Genomic DNA, 18,714 nt, shown 5'->3' with positions numbered 1-18,714 from the left:
GAGCTTCTGCGGGCCCTGCGATCGGGCGGCGACCTGTCCGGCCTGCCCGGCCTGGTGCGGCGCGCTGCCGACGGACACGGCTCGACCGCCGCGCCGATATCGGACACGCCGCTGCCACCGGCCGCGATCGTCGGCCCGCACTACGAGGGCTACTTCGAACGGCTGGCCGAGTCGCAGGCCGGGTCCTGGGTCCAGCCGATGCTGGTGGTGGAGGGCGCGCGGGGCTGCTGGTGGGGCGAGAAGCACCACTGCACGTTCTGCGGCCTGAACGGCTCGACGATGCAGTTCCGCAGCAAGAGCCCCGCGCGGTTCCACGACGAGATCGTCGACCTGGTGCGCCGCCACCAGGTGCTCGACATGTTCGTCGTCGACAACATCCTGGACATGGGCTATCTCACGTCCCTGCTCCCCCGCCTCGCAGAGGACGGATACGACCTGCGGTTGCAGTACGAGATCAAGTCGAACGTGCGGCGCGACCAGCTCGAAATCCTGGCGGGCGCCGGCCTGGTCAGCATCCAGCCGGGCATCGAGAACCTGGACAGCACCGTGCTGCGGATCATGGACAAGGGCGTGACCGGCGCGCAGAACGTCAAGATGCTGCGCGACTCGTCGAGCTGCCACCTGTCGGTGCTGTGGAACTACCTCTACGGATTCCCCGGGGAGACCGACGCCCACTACGGCGTCATGGTCGCCCAGTTCCCCGCCCTGCACCACCTCCAGCCGCCGGGCGGCGCGACCCGCATCGTGATCGAACGCTTCAGCCCGTACTTCAACGACCCGGCACTCGGATTCCCCGGCCTGCGCCCGGGCAGGCAGTACGGCCTCATATACGACCTGCCGGACGAAGAGCTCTACGACATGGCCTACCTGTTCGACTCGGTTCCCCAGGGGATCGGCGGGCAGGTCGAGAAGGACCTGAACGACGCGGTGACCAGATGGCAGGAGGCGCACTTGACCAGCACCCTGACGGTCTGCGACCTCGGAGACGCGCTCGTGCTGGCCAATCGGCGCGAGCAGTTCCCCTGGGAGACGCTGCGCCTCACCGATCCGTTGGAAGTCGCCGCGTTCCGCCTGCTCGAACACCCGCGAACGGTGACCGGCCTCACGCGGGCCCTGGCCGAGACCGGACTCGTGGCGTCCGACGAGCCCGGCAAGCCCGCCGAACCCAATGCGACCACCGAGGCCGCCGAGGGGCACATCGCAGCCCTGATCCGCCGTTGGACGGATCTCGGCCTGCTGTTCCACGACGGCGTGCGCATCGTGCACGTCGCCGTCGACGCCGCCAACCAGGACGTGTACCGGTTGGACGAGCGGCGGCTGTTCGGCGACCGGCCGGTCAGCGAACTGGTGGGGGTGGATGCGTGACTGAGACCGAGGCGGTGACAGCGGCAGTGACAGTGACCGAACTGACCGCGTGGCGGCATCACGACGAGCGGCTGCTGGCCGAACCGGGCGTCGCGATGCCCGTCCCCGCCCGCGGTCCGGACGACGACGCCGACGGGTTCGCCGCGGACCTCTACGCCCGCGGCGCCCGCCGCGTCCGGCTGCCCGACGTCGTCGACCTGGCCGCAGGCCCGGCGGGGACCACGAAGGCCATCGCACTCGTACGCGCCCTCACCGGCCAGGGCATCGTCGTGGACTGGCGGGTCCTGGTCGACCCGGCGCGCTGGCGCATCTACGGCCACTTGTACCCACCGGCCGAGGCGATCGGCCGCAAGGACGTCGCCGACGCCTGGCGGGAGGAGTTCTATCTCTGCAAGTTCCTCTACCGCCACGGCCCGGGCTTCATCCAGATCCGCGACCTGCGCACCGGCGAGCTGAGCTCGGTGACCCTCGACGAGCCCGAATACATGGCGGCCCTGCACCAGCTGCTGCCCGGCGCCCCGGAGACCGCCATCGCGCCCGACATCCTCGCCGATTTCGATGCTGAGAGCCTGATCTGGCGTTCCGGGGGCGAGGCCGTGTGGCTGCCGTACCGAGTACGGCGCTGGCCGTGGCCGGCACTGTCCGCCTGATCTCCACCTGATCTCAGGGGTTTCAGAGAGCTCCTGGGGCTTGTCGGCTTCGCGTCATGACCGCCAACGCGGCCAACACGACGAGCCCGGCCAGGGGAAAGGCGTCCGCCGCGAGCTGTTGCGGCAGGCTCAGGTGCAGATCGATGGCGTCGTCGACGGGGACGAACCAGGTCAGGAGGCGCAGCCCGTAGGCCACGCCCACCACGACCGTGAAGCCGGCCCACAGGAGCGAGCGCCGTTGCGCCGCCTGTGCGCCCAGGAGAATCAGGAGTGGAACGACCCACACCCAGTGGTGCTCCCATGCCACCGGCGAGACGAGGGTGCTCGTCAACGCGCAGGCCAATGCGCCTTCCAGCGTCGCGCCGCTTCTGAGCAGCTTGACCGCGAGGGCCAACCCGGCGACGGCGACCAGCACGGCCACGACCGCCCAGGTCGGATTCACCGTTGCCGCGGTGTGCATCATCCGGGCCAGCGCGGCTCGCAGCGACTGGTTGAACGGGCTCTGCGGGACGCCGACCCTCGACGGGTCGAAGCCGGCGCCGCGCCACCAGTATTCGGTCGAGTCGGAGGGCAGGACCGCATATCCGACGCCTGATCCGAGCAGGAACACGGCGGTGGCGGTGGCCGCCGCTCGCCATCGGCGGGCGAACGCCAGATAGACGATGAACAGCAGCGGAATGAGTTTGACCGCCGCGGCGAGGCCGATGCCGACGCCCTGCCACCTGCGTCCTTCTCCTCGGAGCAGGTCGGTCAGTACGAGCAGCATCAACAGCAGGTTGATCTGGCCGAGGATCAGGTCGCTGCCCACTGGATCGAGTAGAGGGGAGGCCGCTGCGATGAATACCGTCGCCATGGTGCGTACACGCGTGGGCCGCATGCCGACCGCGCCGAGGGCGAGCCACACCGTGGCCTGGAGGGTGAGCACTTCCACCGCGCACCAGACCACTGCCGTCACCGCGGCGGGTCCCAGGGTGAGCGGGGTGAACAGCACCGCGGCCAGCGGCGTATAGGTGAACAGCAATCCGCTGTTCTCGGCGGTGGCATGGTAGAGCGCGCCCCCGTGCAGCACCACGTGCGCGCCCATCCGGAAGACGCTGAAATCCTCCATCCAGTACGGCCAGCCGGATCTCAGTACCCGTTCCAGCACCGCCAATCCGGCAGCGACGACGACCATGAGCGCCAGGCCGGACTTGCTCGGCCATATCCGGGCTGAAGTGGAAACCGTTGGCAGGGGCCGGGCATCCTGTTCGGCCGTGGCCGCGGCGACATCGACTTCCTGCGGGCTCGCTGACAACTGTCCTCCGTGCTGCTTATGTGAGCAAAGAAAAAGGGGGTCCGGGTGGGCGACGCCGGGCAAGCCACACCGGTCACACCGCAGGGCTGAGCAGTTCCTCCAGGAGAGACCGCAACGGCCGGGCGTCCAGCGCCGGGAGGATGAGGTCTGCCGCGCTCAGGTCGAGGTTGGCGGTGACCTCGTTCGCAACCGCGACGCACCGGATGCCCGCGCTCTGCGCCGCCGTGATCCCCACCGGGCTGTCCTCGAAGGCGAGCGCCGCCTCCGCCGCGACGCCCAGCTCCCGCAGAGCCTTGAGATACGCGTCCGGGGCCGGTTTGCGGGCCAGGCCGGGCTCGCCGGTGACGATCACGTCGAACTGCGGCTCGGGTACGCCGAGCCTGGGCAACTGCTGGCCGACCCACCAGGCGGGGGCATTGGACACCAGGGCCGTGCGCAGGCCGAGGGCACGCGCGGCGGCGACGTGCTGAAGCGCTCCCGGTCTGGCGACCAACAGTCCGTCGCGGCGCGCGAGGCGCCCGCGCTCGACCTCGTCCCAGTCGACGGGGCGGCCGAGCTGTTCTTCAAGCTGCCGCTTCGGCATGACCGGCCCCCGGCCCGCGGCCACCTCGCCGAGCCAGTGCGCCAGGTCCAGCTCGCAGCCGTGGGCGGCGTAGACCTCACGCCAGGAGACCAGCCCCGCGGTCTCGCTGTCCAGCAGCAGGCCGTCGAGGTCGTACAGGACGGCGCGCACTGTCACGGTTCGAGCACCAGGCGTCCGGTCACCCTGCCGCCGCGCAGCCGCGCCAAGGCCTCGCCGACGCGTTCCAGCGGGTACGTGTCGGCGATCACGGGCCGCAGCAAGCCGTGCGCCGCCAGCTCGAACGTCCGCCGCGCCTCCGCGAGCGTCGCGCCGACCGAGCCGTAGACGCGAACCTCGCGCGTGACGATGTCGGCCACGTCGATGCTCGCGGCGCGCTCGGTGTAACCGACGAGCACAACCCGGCCGCGCGGCCGTACCATCGCAATAGCCTGACGCGGTGTCGCATCGTCGCCGACCGTGTCGACGACGACGTCGCAGCCTTCTGGCATGAGTGCGCGAAGTTGCTGCGCCGCGGGTGCCCGGCCGGGATCGAGGGCGTCTTTCGCGCCGACCCCGACCGCCGCGGCGCGGCTGTCGGCGTCCGGGTCGACGGCGATGACGGTGGCCCCGGCGGCGCACGCCACCTGGACCGCGGCCAGCCCGACGCCTCCCGCGCCGATCACCACCACGGCCTCGCCGTGCCGCACACCCGCGATGCCCTCCACGACGTGCACTCCCGTGGTCCCCGAACAGCCCAGGACCGCCGCCTCCGCGAAGGAGAGCCCCTCAGGTATCGGCAGGGCACACCGCGCGGGTACGCACACGTATTCGGCGAAGCCGCCGTCCACGTTGAAGCCCCACTTCGACTTCGCCGCGCGGCAGAGGTTCTCCAGCCCCTCCCCGCACCAGCCGCACTCACCGCATCCGTCGTAGTAGTACACGGAGACCGACTCGCCCACTCGCCGCCGGCTGACGTCTTCGCCGACAGCTGCGATCCGGCCCGCGATCTCGTGCCCGGGCACGAGCGGGAAGTGCGGACTGTCGGGCACGCCGTCGACGAGATGCAGGTCTGTGTGACACACGCCGGCCGCGCGTATATGCACCAGTACTTCTTCGGGCCCTGGCACCGGCCGCGGAACGCGCCGCAGTTCGAGCGGCGCACGAAGAGCGACGATGGCGGCCGTGAGCATGGTGTCGGGTTGCTGCGCGAGGCCTGCGGACTCGGTGACCGTCATGCGGGCTCACCCGGCCAGCGCACGTCGAGGTTCCAGGCGGCGTCGAACACGTCGATCTGGTGCTGCACGCTGCGCTGGTACAGCAGGACCATGCGACGGCGCCCCGCCTCGTCCGTGCGCGCGGACTCCTGTTCCATCATCTCGGCGTGCGCCTCCGCCATCCGGTGCACGGCGCGCATCACGTAGATGTCAGCCCACTTCTGGTATGCGGCAGGGCCGTCGATGCTCACGTCCTTGAACCGAGCGCCGATGACCTGGGTGAACATCGCGCAGGGCAGCAGCGCCGATGCCAGGTCGCCGATGTCGCCTTCGAGCGCGGTGCGGACGAGGTGGTTGGCGTACGCCTCACGGGCCGGTATGTAGGCGTCGGGGCCAAGCCGCAGTTCCTCGTGGTAACCGAGATCGGCCAGGATCTCGCGCTTGGCGTCGATCTCCCCGTGCAGCCAGACGTCGTCGAGGACGGTGGACGCCGCTTTCGCCCACGGCGTGCCGGGCACCTTGGCGACGCCCAACGCCAGTGACCGGTGCAGATCGACGATGTAAGGCGCGTCGTTCACCTGGAACGAGATGAACTTCTCCACCGGCAGCCTGCCGGCCGCCATGGCCTCGATCCACGGGTGATGGCGGTAGGCGTGCCAGAGGGCCTCGGACTCTTCGGCGCACTGCGCGACGAAGGACGCCGTCGTCAAGGTCGCTGTCAATTCCCTGTCCTCTCCTGCTATGGCGGCTGAGCGGTCGTCAGCCTCGTGAGTCACACGTCAGGGTTCCGGCGGGCCCGCCCGGCCGCCTCGGCCAGCGCGCGGCGGGTCAGCACGCCGACCAGATGACGGCGGTAGTCGGCCGACGAAAGGTTGTCCCCCGTCGTGCGGACGGCAGCACGCGCGGCGGCCTCGGCGTCGCGCAGGGTGTCTGGGTCCAGCGGACGGCCGGCCAGAGCCGCACCGACCGGGCCGAGCGGCGAGCCGTCGTGGCCCGCGACGAACGGGGCGACCACGGCGTCCGCGACGTGTCGTCCGTCCGCGCCGAACGAGAGCCTCGCCGCGACACCGCCGAGGTGGCCGCCGATCTCGCGCAGCCCCGCCCGCGCGAACGCCCAGCCCTCGCGCTCGGCCATGGGCCGCAACGCGATCTCGACCGCCAGCGTGCCGTGCGGCAGTCGCGTCCCCGCGAACAGGCTCGCGGCGGCAAGCCTACGGGTCCCCTCGGGACCGCGCAGTTCGACGATCGCGTCGAGCACACCGCAGACTGCGGCGAGTTGCAGCGCGGGATCAGCCTGCATGACCGTGCCCACGACGGTTCCGGTCCGCCGCACCTGCGCCGTCCCCATGGTGCGCATCGCGGCGGCGAGCAGGGCGAAGCCAGGGTGCGCCTCGGCCAGACGCAGCACCTGGTCCTGGCGTGCAGTCGCCCCGGCTACGAGCGATCCGTCCCGCAGCGACGCGTAGTCGAGGCCTGGTATTGCACTGATATCGACGACGGTGTCCGGCCGGGCCTTACGTGCGCGCAGTGCCGGCACCAGGTCGAGGCCGCCAGCCAGGACTGCCGGCGCGGCCGAGCCGGCGAGCCGGTCCAGCGCCTCGGCCAGGTCGGCCGGCCGGGCATAGGCGAAGCGCGCGGGATGCACGTGTCCTGACTCCTTCCGCTGTCCGGTCGCGGTCAGACCGCGCTCGCCACTTCCTCCGCGCGTCCGGCGGCGGGCGCTCGGACCGCGTCGGCCGGTAGGGCGCGTCCGAGTGCGGGCATGGCGAGGGCGGCGAGCGCGGTGGTTGCGGCCAGGAACAGCCACGGCGCGGTGGGCCGGTAGTCGAACAGCGTGGTGAACAGTGCGGGGGCGATGATGGTGGCGAGGGTGAAGCCGTACTGGAAGGCGGCCATGTACCGGCCCTTGTTCTCGGGTGGCGCGGCGGCGGCGCCCAGCGCGTTGGAGACGGGCGCGTGGATCATTTCGGCGACCGTGTAGAAGACCATGACCACCACCAGGTACGGCACAATCAGGGCGCCGGGCAGGTGGGTCACCAGCGCGAAACCGGCGGACCACGCCACCCACAGCACGCCGGCCATGGTGATGGCCCGGGTGCGGGCGATGGGTGCGAGCACGCGGGTCACCGTGGTTTGGCCGACCGCGAGCAGCAGCGTGTTGAGCGCGAGCAGCGGCCCGATCAGCCAGGGCTGGTTGATGCCGTGCACCAGGTAGATCGGCAGCGCGACCCCCATCCACACGCTGGCGAGACAGAAGACCGAATTCACCGCAATCAGCGCCAGGTAGGGTCGATCGCGAAACAGCGCCCGATAACCGCTCTTCGGCGCGGCGGGATCACGGTGAGTAGCTCCACCCGGCACCGCCGAAACGATCAGGACAATCGAAACCAGAAACGTCAAGCCGTCAGCCAGCGTCACGGCGCGGTAAGCACCCGTACCCGCAGCCGCCAACAAGCCGCCGATCAACGCGCCAGCACCATAACCCGCCGCCTGCATCACACTGACCAGGGCGAACCGGCGCTCCTGCGGCGCACCCGGGGTCGTACTGTCCGCAGGAAGCGCCGCAACCATCGTGAAAAACGAGGACCAGAACGCCCGCTGACCCACCGCAACCACCAAGATCGCCAGCAGCACCTCCACCGGACCGTGGACCACCAGGTAGGCCAAGAAGCCCAGCCCCTGCAAAGCCTGCCCACCCAACACCACAGCACGCGCACCGTAGCGATCCACCAACGCACCAGCCACCAACGGCACCGGCAACGTAGCCAACGCACCAGCACTGGCCAGCAGCCCCACCGTAGAGAGGCTCAGGTGGCTGACGGTGGTGAAGTACAGCAGGGAAATGGGCAGGAACAACCCACTGCCGACCGTGTCCACGGCCAACGCGACCAGCAGTGCCCTCATACCCGGGATGCCGCGGATGCGCTCGGCCGCGGGCTTGGGCACCGTGCCCGCAGCACCACCTGCGACGTCAGAGCCCTGTTCCTCTGTCAACCCGTTCTCCCGAATGAATTGCGCGTGCCGGGCCGCTCGAAAATATCGCGGACGGCAGGCGGACATTAACATGTCGGCCGGTGCCGGGCAATGATGAAATTCGATGCCTGTGAAACCTCTGCGACGACACGGCCCGTGCCGCCCGATTCGCACGCAATAATCTTTTCGTAATAGAAAACGAAGACAAGTGCTTGTAGACTGTAGTCCCACCATACGCAGGATCGACGATCCGTACGTGTTCAGGACACTCGGGGCGGGCACGGACCGCCCATCGGAAAGCCCGAGTTCTTGACAGAGCGCTGAGGCGCCATGTATCCCCTTGGCTACGCCCAACCGGCATTCCAAGAATTCGGGGTTTATGGCCTCCACAGACCGCGGCGGGCGGGTGCATGTCGCCACCGGACGTCCGGCCGACGCGGCAGAGCACTCGTGCTCGCTCACCTTCACCATTGACGACAACTTCACGACGGGGCCGGCGCAGCCTGTGCGCCGTTCACTCGCCGATGTGCTCTCGGCGTTCGGCGCACCCGTGAATCAGGGATGCTCCACAGGCCGGTGCGGCACCTGTCTGGTCTTGGTGGACGGTGTGCCGGTCCGCTCCTGCGCAGCGCTGGCGGTCCAGCACGACGGAAGCCGCATCGACACCGCGCGCGGCAGTCGATCAGGACTCGACTGCGCCCGGGACTGGATGCGGTCCGCAGGGGCTCTGCAATGCGGCTACTGCGGCCCGGCGTTCGCGCTGACCATCGAGGGACTCGCCGACGCCGGTCCGTCGGCCGTCGCCCCTGGCGCGGTGAGGACCGCAATCAGCGAAACGCTGTGCCGGTGCAGCGGATACGCCGCGCTGACCGAGGCCGCGCGCGGTGTGCTCAGCGGCGAACCGGCACCGGACCGGACCGGCCGTGTCGAGGACGAGCGGCTGCTGCGTGGGCGGGGCGACTTCGTCGCCGGACGCGATCTGCCGGGGCAGTTGTGGGCGCGCGTCGTGCGCTCGGCCTATGCTCACGCCGGGTTGCGCCGCGTTGATGCGGAAACCGCCGCCGCACTGCCCGGCGTGGCCGCCGTGCTGCTGAACACCGATCTGCCGCAGTCGCTGCGCTTCCTCCACGAGGATCTCGGCGGGCCGCCGGAGCCGTTGCTGGCCGGGACCGAGGTGCGCTACGTCGGACAGCCGATCGCGCTCGTGCTGGCCGAGACGCCGGAGGCGGCCGAGGACGCCGCCGATGCGGTCGGGATCGAGTACGAGCCGCGCGAAGCCTTGCCGGGTCCCGAGGAGCCGGCCCCGCTGCCGCCGCCCGGCGACCCCCGGTGGACGTCCCGGCAGACCCAGTTCGTCGCAGCGGCGCAGCCGCCCGTCGTGCTCCCGGACGGCGCGGTCGAACTGCGCCGGTCGTTCCGCATCGCCCGGCAGACCGGTCTGCCGCTCGAACCGCGCGGGCTGCTCGCCCGGCCGGACGATGACGGGCTGACGGTGTGGGGCGTCACGAAGCATCCACAGGTCAATCGGGAGCGGCTGGCCGCGGGGCTCGGGCTGGACCCCGACCGCATCGACCTGCCGTCCGGCGACGTCGGCGGCGCCTTCGGCGTCAAGGGCGAGTTGTACCCCGAAGACCTGCTCGTGCCGTGGTCGGCGGTGCTGCTGGACAGGCCGGTGAAATGGGTGGAGGACCGCGCCGAGCACCTGACGGCGATCAACCACTCGCGCGGCCAGGTCTGGGACGTGCGCATCGCCGCCGACGCCGACGGGCGCCTGCTCGACGCACAGGTGCGCGTCGTCACGGACGCCGGCGCCTATGTCAGGCCGCTCACATCCCTGGTGCCGTACCTGTCCACGGCCATGTTCCCCGGCCCGTACCGGATGCCGAACTACCGCGCCTCGGCCGAGTGCCTGCTCACCAGCCGCACCCCGACCGGCCCGGTGCGCGCGCCGGGGCGCTACGAGGCGAACTTCGTCCGCGAACGCGTACTGGACATGCTCGCCGAGCAACTGGGCCTCGACCCGGCCGAACTGCGGCGTCGCAACCTCCTGACGCAGGCCGACATGCCCTACGACGCGGGCACGGTCAACGAGGGGCCGGTGCACTACGACACCGGCGACTTCCGAGCGGCGTTCGACCGCGCCGTGCAGGCCGAGCGCGCCGACAGGCGGCGGCAGACCACGCCGCGGGACGACGGCCTTCGCCGTGGCAGCGCCGTCGTACCGTACGTCGAGAAGACCGGCCTCGGCGGCGGCGAGACCGCCGCCGCCACCCGCCTGCCCGACGGCTCGGTGCGCATCGACGCGGCGAGCTGTCCCTCGGGTCAGAGCCATGAGACGACGCTGGCGACCATCGCCGGCGCGGTTCTCGGCCTGCCGCGCGACCGCATCACGGTCGTCTTCGGCGACTACGCCTCCGGCGCGCGGGGGCTGGGCACCTTCGCCAGCCGCACGATCATGCACACCGGCAACGCCGTCCACGCGGCCTGCGAAGCACTCATGGCGCTCGCCGACCCGCACGCGGCCGGAGCCGGCGCGGTCGGCCGCTATGACACGGAAGCGCACACCTACCCCTACGGCGCGGTGACGTGCCGGGTGGCCGTGGATCCCGAACTGTTCACCGTCCGCGTCGAGCATCTGGCGATCAGCTGCGACGTCGGCGTGCCGATCGATGCGGCCGTCGTGCGCGGCCAGTTGATCGGCGGGCTGGCCCAGGGAGTGAGCGGCGCGCTGTTCGAACGGCTCGGGTACGACCCCGACGGCCGGCCGACGGCGGGCGGGCTGGATCAGTACCTTGTCGCTCTGGCCGCCGACCTGCCCGACGTCGGGGTCGAACTGCTCGATCCCGCTCCCGACACCGGCCACAGCGCGCCCAACGCCATCCGCGCCAAGGGAGTGGGCGAGGTGGGGATCGCCGCCGCGGGCGCGGCGCTCGCCGCAGCCGTGGCGAACGCGCTGCCCGAACTCAACGGCAGGTTGACCGATCTGCCGCTCACCCCGGCGGTCCTCTGGGCCGCGTCGCACGACACAGACGGTCCGGTCGCGGGCCGGGACGACCATGAAAGGCGCACATGACCGACACCTTCGCCACCTTTCAGGACGCCTACCTGCACCACCTGCGCGCGAGCTTCGAGCAGCCCGAGTTCACCAACTCCCCGCGCGGCCAGGACAGCTTCGAGCGGCTCGGTGTCAGCTTCCGGCTGACCGACCCGGCACAGCGGCACATCCGCCTGCCGGCCCGCAAGACGAATCTCGTGTTCAACTTCGCCGAGGCGCTGTGGTACCTGTCCGGCACCGACGACCTCGCGCACATCGCGTACTACGCGCCGAACATGGTGAAGTACTCGGCCGACGGCACGACGCTCGCCGGCACCGCGTACGGCACCCGGATCTTCCGGCACCGCGGCGGGCTCGACCAGTGGCGCAGCGTGCAGGAAACGCTTGCCGCGGACCGCGACAGCAAGCGCGCGGTCATCCAGATCTTCGAGGCCGACGAGCTGACGGTGCCCGGCAACATCGACGTCGCCTGCACCCTCGCGCTCCAGTTCATGATCCGCGACGACCGGTTGCACGCGGTCGGCTTCATGCGGGCGAACGACGCGTTCCGCGGCGTCGTCAGCGACGTGTTCTCGTTCACCTTCCTGCTTGAGGTCATGGCCCGGCAGCTCGGTCTCGAAATCGGCACGTACACCCACCACGTCGGCTCGTTCCACGTGTACAAGTCGGACGCCGACTGGGTGAACCGCGTGCTGGACCAGGATCCGGGCGATCACGACGGCGAGCCCTTCCCCGCCATGCCGCACGGCGACGTGCGCCTGCACCTTGAGCAGGTGCTCGACTGGGAACGCGCGCTGCGCCTCGACGACCGGCAGCTCGACGCGGACCGGCTCCAAGCGCTCGACCTGCCCGAGTACTGGCGGCACGTGCTCGGCCTGTTCGAGCTCTACCGGCAGATCAAGCACGGCACCCACCAGGACCCCCGCGTGCTCGACCTGCTGCCCGCGGTGTACCGCGACACGGTGATCACCCGATGGCCGGGCCTCGCCGCCGCGCACGCCGTCCGCTGACTCTCCGGCGCGCCGGTACCACGAAAAAACCCCGGACGGCACCAGGCCGGACGGCACCCCGATGGAGGAACCATGCCAGCATCAGAAGCCACCACGACCCGTCCCGCGCTCGGCGCGGTGTTCGTCGGCGGCCCCTTCTTCAACCTGGTGGACCCCGCGGTCGGCCGGATGTCCGAGCGCGACCAGGCCCGGTTCACCCCGCTGATCGAGTACTTCGAGAACCTGGGCGCCACCGTCTACAACGCCCACCGCCGCGAGGCCTGGGGCGCCGAGTTCCTCGGCCCGCTGGAGTGCACCGAGCGCGACTACAACGAGATCGCCGCCTCGGACCTGTTCATCGCCTACCCCGGCATGCCGGTCTCGCCGGGCACCCACGTCGAGTGCGGCTGGGCCAGCGCGCTCGGCAAGCCGATGATCCTGCTGCTGGAGAAGAACGAGAAGCACACCTTCCTGGTGACCGGTCTGCCGTCCATCGCGAACGTCGAGTACATCTGGTTCGACGACCCGGCCGAGATCCTCGGCGAGCTCGACGCCGCGGTCGAGCGCGTGATGGCCCGCACCGGCCCCTCCGGCGCGGCGCGGTGACGACGCACCGGGCCGGGCCCGGCGTCGGCCCCGGCACTGCGCAGGCCGCGCCGTCGGGCTCGGCCCGCACGAAGCAGCGGCAGCCGCAGCGTCCGCAGGAGACCGACCTCGTCCCGGTGTGCCTGACGATCGGTTCGAGCGACTCAAGCGGCGGCGCGGGCATCCAGGGAGATGTCAAGGCATACGCGTCTGTCGGCTGCTACGCGGCGACGGTCATCGTCGGCCTGACCGCCCAGAACACCGACGGCGTCACCGGGCGCTTGAGCGTTCCCGTTCCGTTCGTGCTCGAACAGCTCGACACGGTGCTCGCCGACCTGCCGTGCGCCGCGGTCAAGCTCGGCAGCACCTGGAGTGCCGAGCTGCTCCGCGCGCTCGGGCCGCGGCTCGCGCGCCTGGCCGCCGACGGCGTGCCGATCGTCGTCGACCCGGTCATGGTCACGGCCGCCGGTTCGCTGCTCGCCGATCCGGCGCAGACGCGTGACGCATTGTTCGAGCACATCTTCCCGTCCGCGACCGTCGCCACCCCGAACCGCCAGGAGATCGGACTGCTGCTCGGCGACGGCGGGCCCGGCCCGGCGGCCTCGCGCCGCGAACTGGCCGAGGCGCTGGTACGCGCCGGGGTGCCCGCCATCCTGGTCGCCGGCGGCCCGGGCGAGGCCGGGGACTGGTACTTCGACGGCGCCCGGCACGAGCAGCTCGACGGCGCCCGGCACGCCACCGGCGCCGAGCACGGCGTCGGCTGCGCGCACTCGACGATCCTCGCCGGCCTGCTGGCCCACGGCTACAGCCTGTACGACGCCGCGATCGAGGCACAACGCCGCGCCGGCACGGCCGTCCTCGGCGGCCACACCGACATCGGCGCCCGCCTGCACCCGGTGGACGCGCTCGGCCTCAGGGAGCGCGCCGAGCAGGTCCGGCTGCGCTTCGCGCCGGGAGAATAAGGAGCCTTCGGAATGTCACCCGAGATCAGCGTCGTCATCGCGACCCGTGACCGGCCCGAGCAGTTGGACCGTGCGCTGCGAAGCCTCGTTCTACAGACCTTCGACGACCTCGAAATCGTCCTGGTCAACGACGGCGGCGCCGACACGAGCGCCGTCACCGCCGCCTACGCGGACCGGCTGGAAATCCGCACCCTGGAGTTCCCCGACAATCGCGGCCCGTCTGCCGCCCGCAACGCGGCCGCCGCGATCGCCCGCGGCCGCTACGTGGCGTTCCTGGACGACGACGACGTGTTTCTGCCCGACCACCTCGCACGAGCCGTCGGACCGCTGCGCGCCGGCACGGCGGACTTCGTCTACACGACGGCGCTCGTCTCCAGGGTTCCGATCGAGCCCGCCGCCGACCTGTGCCCCGAGGACCTGGCCGCGGCGGCTCCCGCAGCGTTCGACTACGAGTTCGACCACGAATTCCTGCGAGTCCTCAACTACATCCCGCCGGTCGCAGTCGTCTGCCGCAACTGGAACGGGACCGGCGCCGCGTTCCCCGAGGAGCGCCGGGCCGGCGAGGACTGGGATTTCTGGCTCGTGCTCATCCGCAGGCACGGTTACCGGGCCGTGCACGTCGATGCCCCGACCGCCGTCTACCACCGGCTCCCCCGCCATGGGGCATCGTCAGACCCACTCGGCGACGCGAGCCGGATGCTGAAGGTCTTTCACGAGTCCTATCTGGACATGTGTGAAAGCCGGTGGCCGGTACCCGCCGACACGCCGTCCGCACAAGCTCGTGCACACGTCCTACGTGCCTACGACTCGGCTTTCTCTCGGCTCGATGGCGGAAAGCCGCTCCCCGACCTGTGGTACGAGCACCTCGTCCGGCTGCTCTACCACACGTACGCCGTGGGCGGCCGCAATGCTCATCAGACCACCGATATAGCCGATATAGCGGATGACATCCGTTCCATTTTCGACTGATCCATCCGTATCAGAGCACTCAGACAGGAGAGCCGGCACCAGTGGCCGACACCGAGAAGCACCTTGATGCCGAGGCGATCGACGCACGCATGGGCCGCCTTCCGCTCTACGCGGTGTTCACGCGCCCCCGCGCCGGCTACGACCTGTCCAGCCCCCAGGCCGACGCCCTCCTGCTCGAACACCTGGGCTGGCTCCTCGACCTCCAGGACCAAGGCCGCCTGGTCGCCGGCGGCCCGCTGGACTACGGCAGGCCGCCGCGCTCCGGCGACCCGATCATCAACGCCAGCGGCATGTTCGTCCTCGCCGCGGCCAGCGAGGAGGAGGCCGCCGCGATCGTCGCCGACGAGCCCTTCACCCGCGCGGGCTGGCGGACGTGCAGCATCTGCACGTGGCTGCTCAACGAGGGCATCGTGATCGACGCGGCCCGCCCCGCCGTGGACGCCTTCGGCGCCGGCCTGCACGATCCGGCGACGCCGGCTTGGGCGGGCCTGGTCGAGGACAGCGGTGCTGGCTGGTAGCGACTGCCAACCTGAACCCCGGCCACTCGCCGCGCGCCACCAAGGGCATGTTGAGAAGCTGGGTAGGGGCCAGACTCACGGCGCCTGTCACTCACGCTCGTCGCGTTATCGCGTCGTGTCCATACCTCCAGCATGGACACGACCCTCCGCCTTGCGATCGCACGCACCAGACACCGCGCCCTGATCCGACCCCTGCTTCTCAGACACGCCCTAACCGTCGATCGCCTCGCGCAAAGCAGCCTCCACGTCGCCGGGCGCCAGCTCGCCGACGTGGTGCCTGTGCACGGCCCTGACCATGTGCTCGTACCAGAGCGGGGCGAGCAGCTTCTTGCTCTCTTCCAGCTGGCTGAAGGCCAGTTCGTACGTACGCAGGACGAACGAGCGGCCCTTCGCGGTCAACGACTGGTCGTCCACCTGCCACCGGGCACACAGCCTCGTGTAGGAGTCGTGGAAGAAGCGAAGTGCGCGCGCCTGCGCGGCTGCGGGATCGGCCTCACCACCGTGCCGGGGGAGCCGATGGTAGATGCCTGACTCGACGTCGACGTGCCGGAAACGGTACCCCGCCGCCGCCAGCCGCAGCCACATGTCCCAGTCCTCCGCAGCGCGCACGTTCTCGTCGAACCGGGGCCCGCTGGCTCCCGGCGGCCGCATGACCACGCCCAGGGTCGGAATGCAGTTGGCCACCAGCAGGAAGTCGCGGTCGAAGTCGTAGTCGAAGACACGGACCGCGTCACGGTAGCCCTCGCCGGACAACTCGTGCCGCTCGGTCGAGGCCTTGGTGGTCGTGTAGACGAAATCCGCCGAGCCGTCGGCCAGCAGCGGCAGGATGGCGTCGAAGTGCCCCGGCAGCAGAACGTCGTCGTCACCGAGGAACGCGACGAAGTCGCCGTCGGCCGCTTCGAACCCGGCGTTCCTGGCCGCCGCCGGCCCGAGGTTCCCGGGATTCGTCACCAACTCCAGGCGCATGTCGTCGCGGAACGGCGCGACCACGTCGTCGAGACTCGCGCCGCCGTCGTTGACCACGACGACCTGGATGTCCTCGACGTCCTGCGCCCGGAGGCTGGCCAGCGCATAAGGCAGGGAAGCCGGCCGGTCGTTGGTCGGGATGACGACGCTGAGCTTCTGATCCACGTTCGCACCTGTCCTCTCGCTGAACCGATCATCGAACCCTGACGCCTGATCAGGACCGGCGTAGCGAGGGCCGGAGGATGGGATCGTAAAGATCCGCCTCGAAGCCGTGCGGCGGCGCGGCATTCGCGGCAAGCCGCGACGGATCGACCAGCACGTCCCAGAACCGCTCGCCGCGCCGGTCATGGCGGCCATCGCCGTATTCCCGACCGACACTCTTCGCATGCGCGTCCATCACGGCCCGCCAGTCCTGGCCGTCTTCCGGCCAGAGCATCCGGTGCTGGGACGCGTAGCACTGGACCGCGGACAACTTGATCTCCCACGCCTGATCGTCGACGGGTTCGACCGCGGACGGACCCACCGCAGCCCACTGCGGCAGTGGCGGGAACCGCGAGGTCCACTCCGCGTAGGGAAGGTCCTCCCAGAACCGGACAGGCACACCGGCCACCGGCGCCGCGGCGAGAACCGCATCCCGCGTCCGCCGATGGTCGACGTGCCGGCCCACCGCCGCGCAGGTAACCACCAGATCAGGACGCCGCGACGTGAGCAGCCCGTACACATGGGCCGTCAGCGCGGCCCGCAGTTCCTGTTCGTCGCCGCCGGTGTCCTCAGCACGTTTCCAATCATCCCTGACAAGCCAGTCCCCGTCCGGAGCCCGGCGATACAGTTCATCCAGAAAATCCGCGTGCTCCACCCGCGTGCCGAGCTGCCGATGCGCACAGCGGTCCTCGGCCCTGCGCCGCTCGACCGGGTCCTCGGTCAGGCCCCAGAGCTCGTGCATGAAAACCGCGGGCGCCGAATAAGGGGGCTGCGGTACACCGGCGAAGAGCGTGACCACCTCGACAGTGTCTCCGCGCGATACGAAACCGCGCAGCTGCCCTGACGCCGACAGCGCCGCATCATCCAGGTGAGGCGACACGGCAAGAATGAGCGACATTCACATTCCCCTTGACCGGCGCCGCCGGCTAGGTCGGCCAACAGCCGAAGCGGCAGCTATTCCGGAGCTCCGGATATCACGGCAATTTGCCATTTCCCAATAATCAAGAAATCAAGCGGCAAAGACTTTCCCCGCCGATAACGTTCTCGCCCGACCACCGGAGATTATCCCCGCCACCTGCGACAGTCAACCCTTCCCACTTAAACACCGGCGACCCGAGCGCAGGCACACGGCAAATTCCACCCATTCCGCACAGTGGACAGCACGACAATGGATTCGCTAGCCTACGGCCACCCCAACCGCAATCTGTGGCACTCAATGATGCAATCGATATCACGCCCGATCCGGTCGAGCCAGAGAGATATGAAATGCCTTACATCATCGGTGAGGACAGGGACAGAGACGCGATGCCACGGTTCGTGGGTCCGCTGGCCAGCGCCGCCGAACACGCGATCCTCACCGGAGACCCGGAGCGCGTCCCGGCTCTCGCCAAGGAACTGGGCTCCATCACCAACACGTGGTCGTATCGCGGTTACGAGTGCGTCGAGGTCACCGCCGACGGCCGGCCGTTGCTCATCTGCTCGACGGGGATCGGGGGCCCGTCGACCGCCATCGTCACCGAAGAACTGGCCCGCCTCGGCGTGCGCACTCTGGTCCGGCTCGGCAGTTGCGGCGCCTTGCAGCCGGACGTCGAGCCCGGTGACATAGTCATCTCCAGCGGCTGCGTTCGCGACGAAGGCACCAGCGGCCAGTACCTCCCGGCCGAGTTTCCCGCGGCGCCCCACAGCAGCATTCTGGTACGCCTGATGAACCAGGCAGAACAAAGTGGTCTGCGACACCATGTCGGCATCACCCACTGCAAGGACGCGTTCTACGCCGAGTACCCCGCCGGTTTCCCGCTCGAAGAGCACTGGCGCTCACGCTGGAAGGCCCTGCGTACGGCGGGCGTCCTCGCCACCGAGATGGAAGCCTCCGCGCTCTTCGCAGTGGCACAGGTACGAGGGCTGAGGGCGGGCGCCCTGTTCGTCGTCGTCAACGGCGAGATGCCCGCCGCGGACGTCATCCGCAGAATCAGCGACGCGGCACGCATCACCCAACTCGCGATGCTACAGCCGTAAAACCCCTGACACCCGACGGGCTCGCCGCACATCGCCCGAGCGTGATACAGGTAAAGTTCGGCGTCGGCGAGCCCGACAGGGCGTGCAGCGTGCAGCCAGGCCAGCGCGGCATGACGTTCTCGTGGCGAAGAAGTGGCGGAGAACCAGCCGTCTCCCGCCCTTCGGCCCACACGGGGTACGGCCACCCGCAGCACACTGAGAAGACGACCGGTGGTCCGGTCGCGATGAACCATCACCAAGTACGGCTTCTGACTTACGCCTGGAACGGTCACAGCGTGCACAGCGTGTCCTGACAAGTCACCGCCGTGAGCTCACCATGCACCGGGTGTGCACTTGCTGCAATGCGATCCCTCTCTCGCGCCGGATCCAGATACCCGGACCGTTCTGCACCGGGT

At 69.9% G+C, this 18,714-nt stretch carries 17 protein-coding genes; 9 read left to right on the top strand and 8 right to left on the bottom strand.

Going from position 1 to position 18,714, the window contains the following annotated elements; genetic code table 11:
• Together VGS97_RS02395 and VGS97_RS02390 are read left to right on the top strand one after the other, a co-directional pair.
• The coding region (locus VGS97_RS02395; RefSeq protein WP_326851494.1) for a RiPP maturation radical SAM C-methyltransferase at positions 1–1,365 on the top strand (1,365 nt) is incomplete at its 5' end.
• Entirely contained in the window at positions 1,362–2,015 is a 654-nt protein-coding gene (locus tag VGS97_RS02390) for a DUF5825 family protein (protein ID WP_326851492.1), read from the top strand. The genes VGS97_RS02395 and VGS97_RS02390, both read left to right, overlap by 4 nt.
• A 22-nt stretch (positions 2,016–2,037) precedes the next feature.
• Here the strand turns inward: VGS97_RS02390 and VGS97_RS02385 are convergent, their stop codons facing one another.
• The 6 genes from VGS97_RS02385 to VGS97_RS02360 form a co-directional block, all read right to left on the bottom strand.
• A complete protein-coding gene (locus VGS97_RS02385) occupies positions 2,038–3,309 on the bottom strand; it encodes a glycosyltransferase 87 family protein (protein ID WP_326851491.1) in 1,272 nt (423 codons plus the stop codon).
• A gap of 73 nt (positions 3,310–3,382) precedes the next feature.
• Complete coding sequence (locus tag VGS97_RS02380; RefSeq protein WP_326851490.1) at positions 3,383–4,048, bottom strand: HAD-IA family hydrolase; 666 nt, start codon at positions 4,046–4,048, stop codon at positions 3,383–3,385.
• Complete coding sequence (locus VGS97_RS02375; RefSeq protein WP_326851489.1) at positions 4,045–5,106, bottom strand: alcohol dehydrogenase catalytic domain-containing protein; 1,062 nt, start codon at positions 5,104–5,106, stop codon at positions 4,045–4,047. Before VGS97_RS02375 ends, VGS97_RS02380 begins: the two co-directional genes overlap by 4 nt.
• Positions 5,103–5,807, bottom strand: a complete 705-nt coding sequence (locus VGS97_RS02370; protein ID WP_326851488.1) for a hypothetical protein — start codon at positions 5,805–5,807, stop codon at positions 5,103–5,105. The genes VGS97_RS02375 and VGS97_RS02370 overlap by 4 nt, the downstream gene beginning before the upstream one ends.
• 50 nt (positions 5,808–5,857) lie before the next feature.
• Entirely contained in the window at positions 5,858–6,730 is an 873-nt protein-coding gene (locus VGS97_RS02365) for an FAD binding domain-containing protein (protein WP_326851487.1), read from the bottom strand.
• Between the two features lie 32 nt (positions 6,731–6,762).
• Positions 6,763–8,031 carry an MFS transporter gene (locus VGS97_RS02360; RefSeq protein WP_326851486.1) on the bottom strand — a complete coding sequence of 423 codons (1,269 nt, stop codon included), beginning with the start codon at positions 8,029–8,031 and terminating at the stop codon, positions 6,763–6,765.
• A gap of 406 nt (positions 8,032–8,437) precedes the next feature.
• Here VGS97_RS02360 and VGS97_RS02355 point away from each other — a divergent pair, with 406 nt between their 5' ends.
• The 6 genes from VGS97_RS02355 to VGS97_RS02330 all read left to right on the top strand — a co-directional run bounded on the left by VGS97_RS02355 (position 8,438) and on the right by VGS97_RS02330 (position 15,136).
• Complete coding sequence (locus tag VGS97_RS02355) at positions 8,438–11,131, top strand: molybdopterin-dependent oxidoreductase (protein ID WP_326851485.1); 2,694 nt, start codon at positions 8,438–8,440, stop codon at positions 11,129–11,131.
• Positions 11,128–12,123: a thymidylate synthase gene (locus VGS97_RS02350; protein WP_326851484.1), complete on the top strand. Its 996-nt coding sequence runs from the start codon at positions 11,128–11,130 to the stop codon at positions 12,121–12,123. Before VGS97_RS02355 ends, VGS97_RS02350 begins: the two co-directional genes overlap by 4 nt.
• A 72-nt stretch (positions 12,124–12,195) precedes the next feature.
• The gene (locus VGS97_RS02345) at positions 12,196–12,708 is read left to right on the top strand and encodes a nucleoside 2-deoxyribosyltransferase (protein ID WP_326851483.1); all 513 of its coding nucleotides are present in this window, start codon (positions 12,196–12,198) and stop codon (positions 12,706–12,708) included.
• Positions 12,705–13,649 carry a bifunctional hydroxymethylpyrimidine kinase/phosphomethylpyrimidine kinase gene (locus VGS97_RS02340; RefSeq protein WP_326851482.1) on the top strand — a complete coding sequence of 315 codons (945 nt, stop codon included), beginning with the start codon at positions 12,705–12,707 and terminating at the stop codon, positions 13,647–13,649. The genes VGS97_RS02345 and VGS97_RS02340 overlap by 4 nt, the downstream gene beginning before the upstream one ends.
• A 12-nt stretch (positions 13,650–13,661) precedes the next feature.
• Entirely contained in the window at positions 13,662–14,618 is a 957-nt protein-coding gene (locus tag VGS97_RS02335) for a glycosyltransferase family A protein (protein WP_326851481.1), read from the top strand.
• A 41-nt stretch (positions 14,619–14,659) separates the two neighbouring features.
• A complete protein-coding gene (locus tag VGS97_RS02330) occupies positions 14,660–15,136 on the top strand; it encodes a YciI family protein (RefSeq protein ID WP_326851480.1) in 477 nt (158 codons plus the stop codon).
• Positions 15,137–15,346: 210 nt separating this feature from the next.
• Here the strand turns inward: VGS97_RS02330 and VGS97_RS02325 are convergent, their stop codons facing one another.
• Both VGS97_RS02325 and VGS97_RS02320 read right to left on the bottom strand, forming a co-directional pair.
• Entirely contained in the window at positions 15,347–16,267 is a 921-nt protein-coding gene (locus VGS97_RS02325) for a glycosyltransferase family A protein (RefSeq protein WP_326851479.1), read from the bottom strand.
• Positions 16,268–16,316: 49 nt separating this feature from the next.
• The gene (locus VGS97_RS02320) at positions 16,317–17,201 is read right to left on the bottom strand and encodes a PIG-L family deacetylase (RefSeq protein WP_326851478.1); all 885 of its coding nucleotides are present in this window, start codon (positions 17,199–17,201) and stop codon (positions 16,317–16,319) included.
• Between the two features lie 407 nt (positions 17,202–17,608).
• On the opposite strand from VGS97_RS02320, the gene VGS97_RS02315 reads away from it, so the two are divergent.
• A complete protein-coding gene (locus VGS97_RS02315) occupies positions 17,609–18,319 on the top strand; it encodes a nucleoside phosphorylase (protein ID WP_326851477.1) in 711 nt (236 codons plus the stop codon).
• Positions 18,320–18,714: the final 395 nt, after the last annotated feature.

The sequence above is a fragment of the Actinocrinis sp. genome, from assembly GCF_035946395.1.
Taxonomy (GTDB): Bacteria; Actinomycetota; Actinomycetes; order Streptomycetales; family Catenulisporaceae; genus Actinocrinis.
The sequence above is the reverse complement of the archived record's forward strand: the minus strand, read 5'-3'. Positions and strand labels throughout refer to the sequence as shown.

Excerpts from the sequence above, each read along its gene's own strand:
- VGS97_RS02355 (WP_326851485.1), top strand. The coding sequence starts at position 8,438 with ATGGCCTCCACAGACCGCGGCGGGCGGGTGCATGTCGCCACCGGACGT.
- VGS97_RS02320 (WP_326851478.1), bottom strand. The coding sequence starts at position 17,201 with ATGTCGCTCATTCTTGCCGTGTCGCCTCACCTGGATGATGCGGCGCTG.
- VGS97_RS02335 (WP_326851481.1), top strand. The coding sequence starts at position 13,662 with ATGTCACCCGAGATCAGCGTCGTCATCGCGACCCGTGACCGGCCCGAG.
- VGS97_RS02350 (WP_326851484.1), top strand. The coding sequence starts at position 11,128 with ATGACCGACACCTTCGCCACCTTTCAGGACGCCTACCTGCACCACCTG.
- VGS97_RS02375 (WP_326851489.1), bottom strand. The coding sequence starts at position 5,106 with ATGACGGTCACCGAGTCCGCAGGCCTCGCGCAGCAACCCGACACCATG.
- VGS97_RS02345 (WP_326851483.1), top strand. The coding sequence starts at position 12,196 with ATGCCAGCATCAGAAGCCACCACGACCCGTCCCGCGCTCGGCGCGGTG.
- VGS97_RS02315 (WP_326851477.1), top strand. The coding sequence starts at position 17,609 with ATGCCACGGTTCGTGGGTCCGCTGGCCAGCGCCGCCGAACACGCGATC.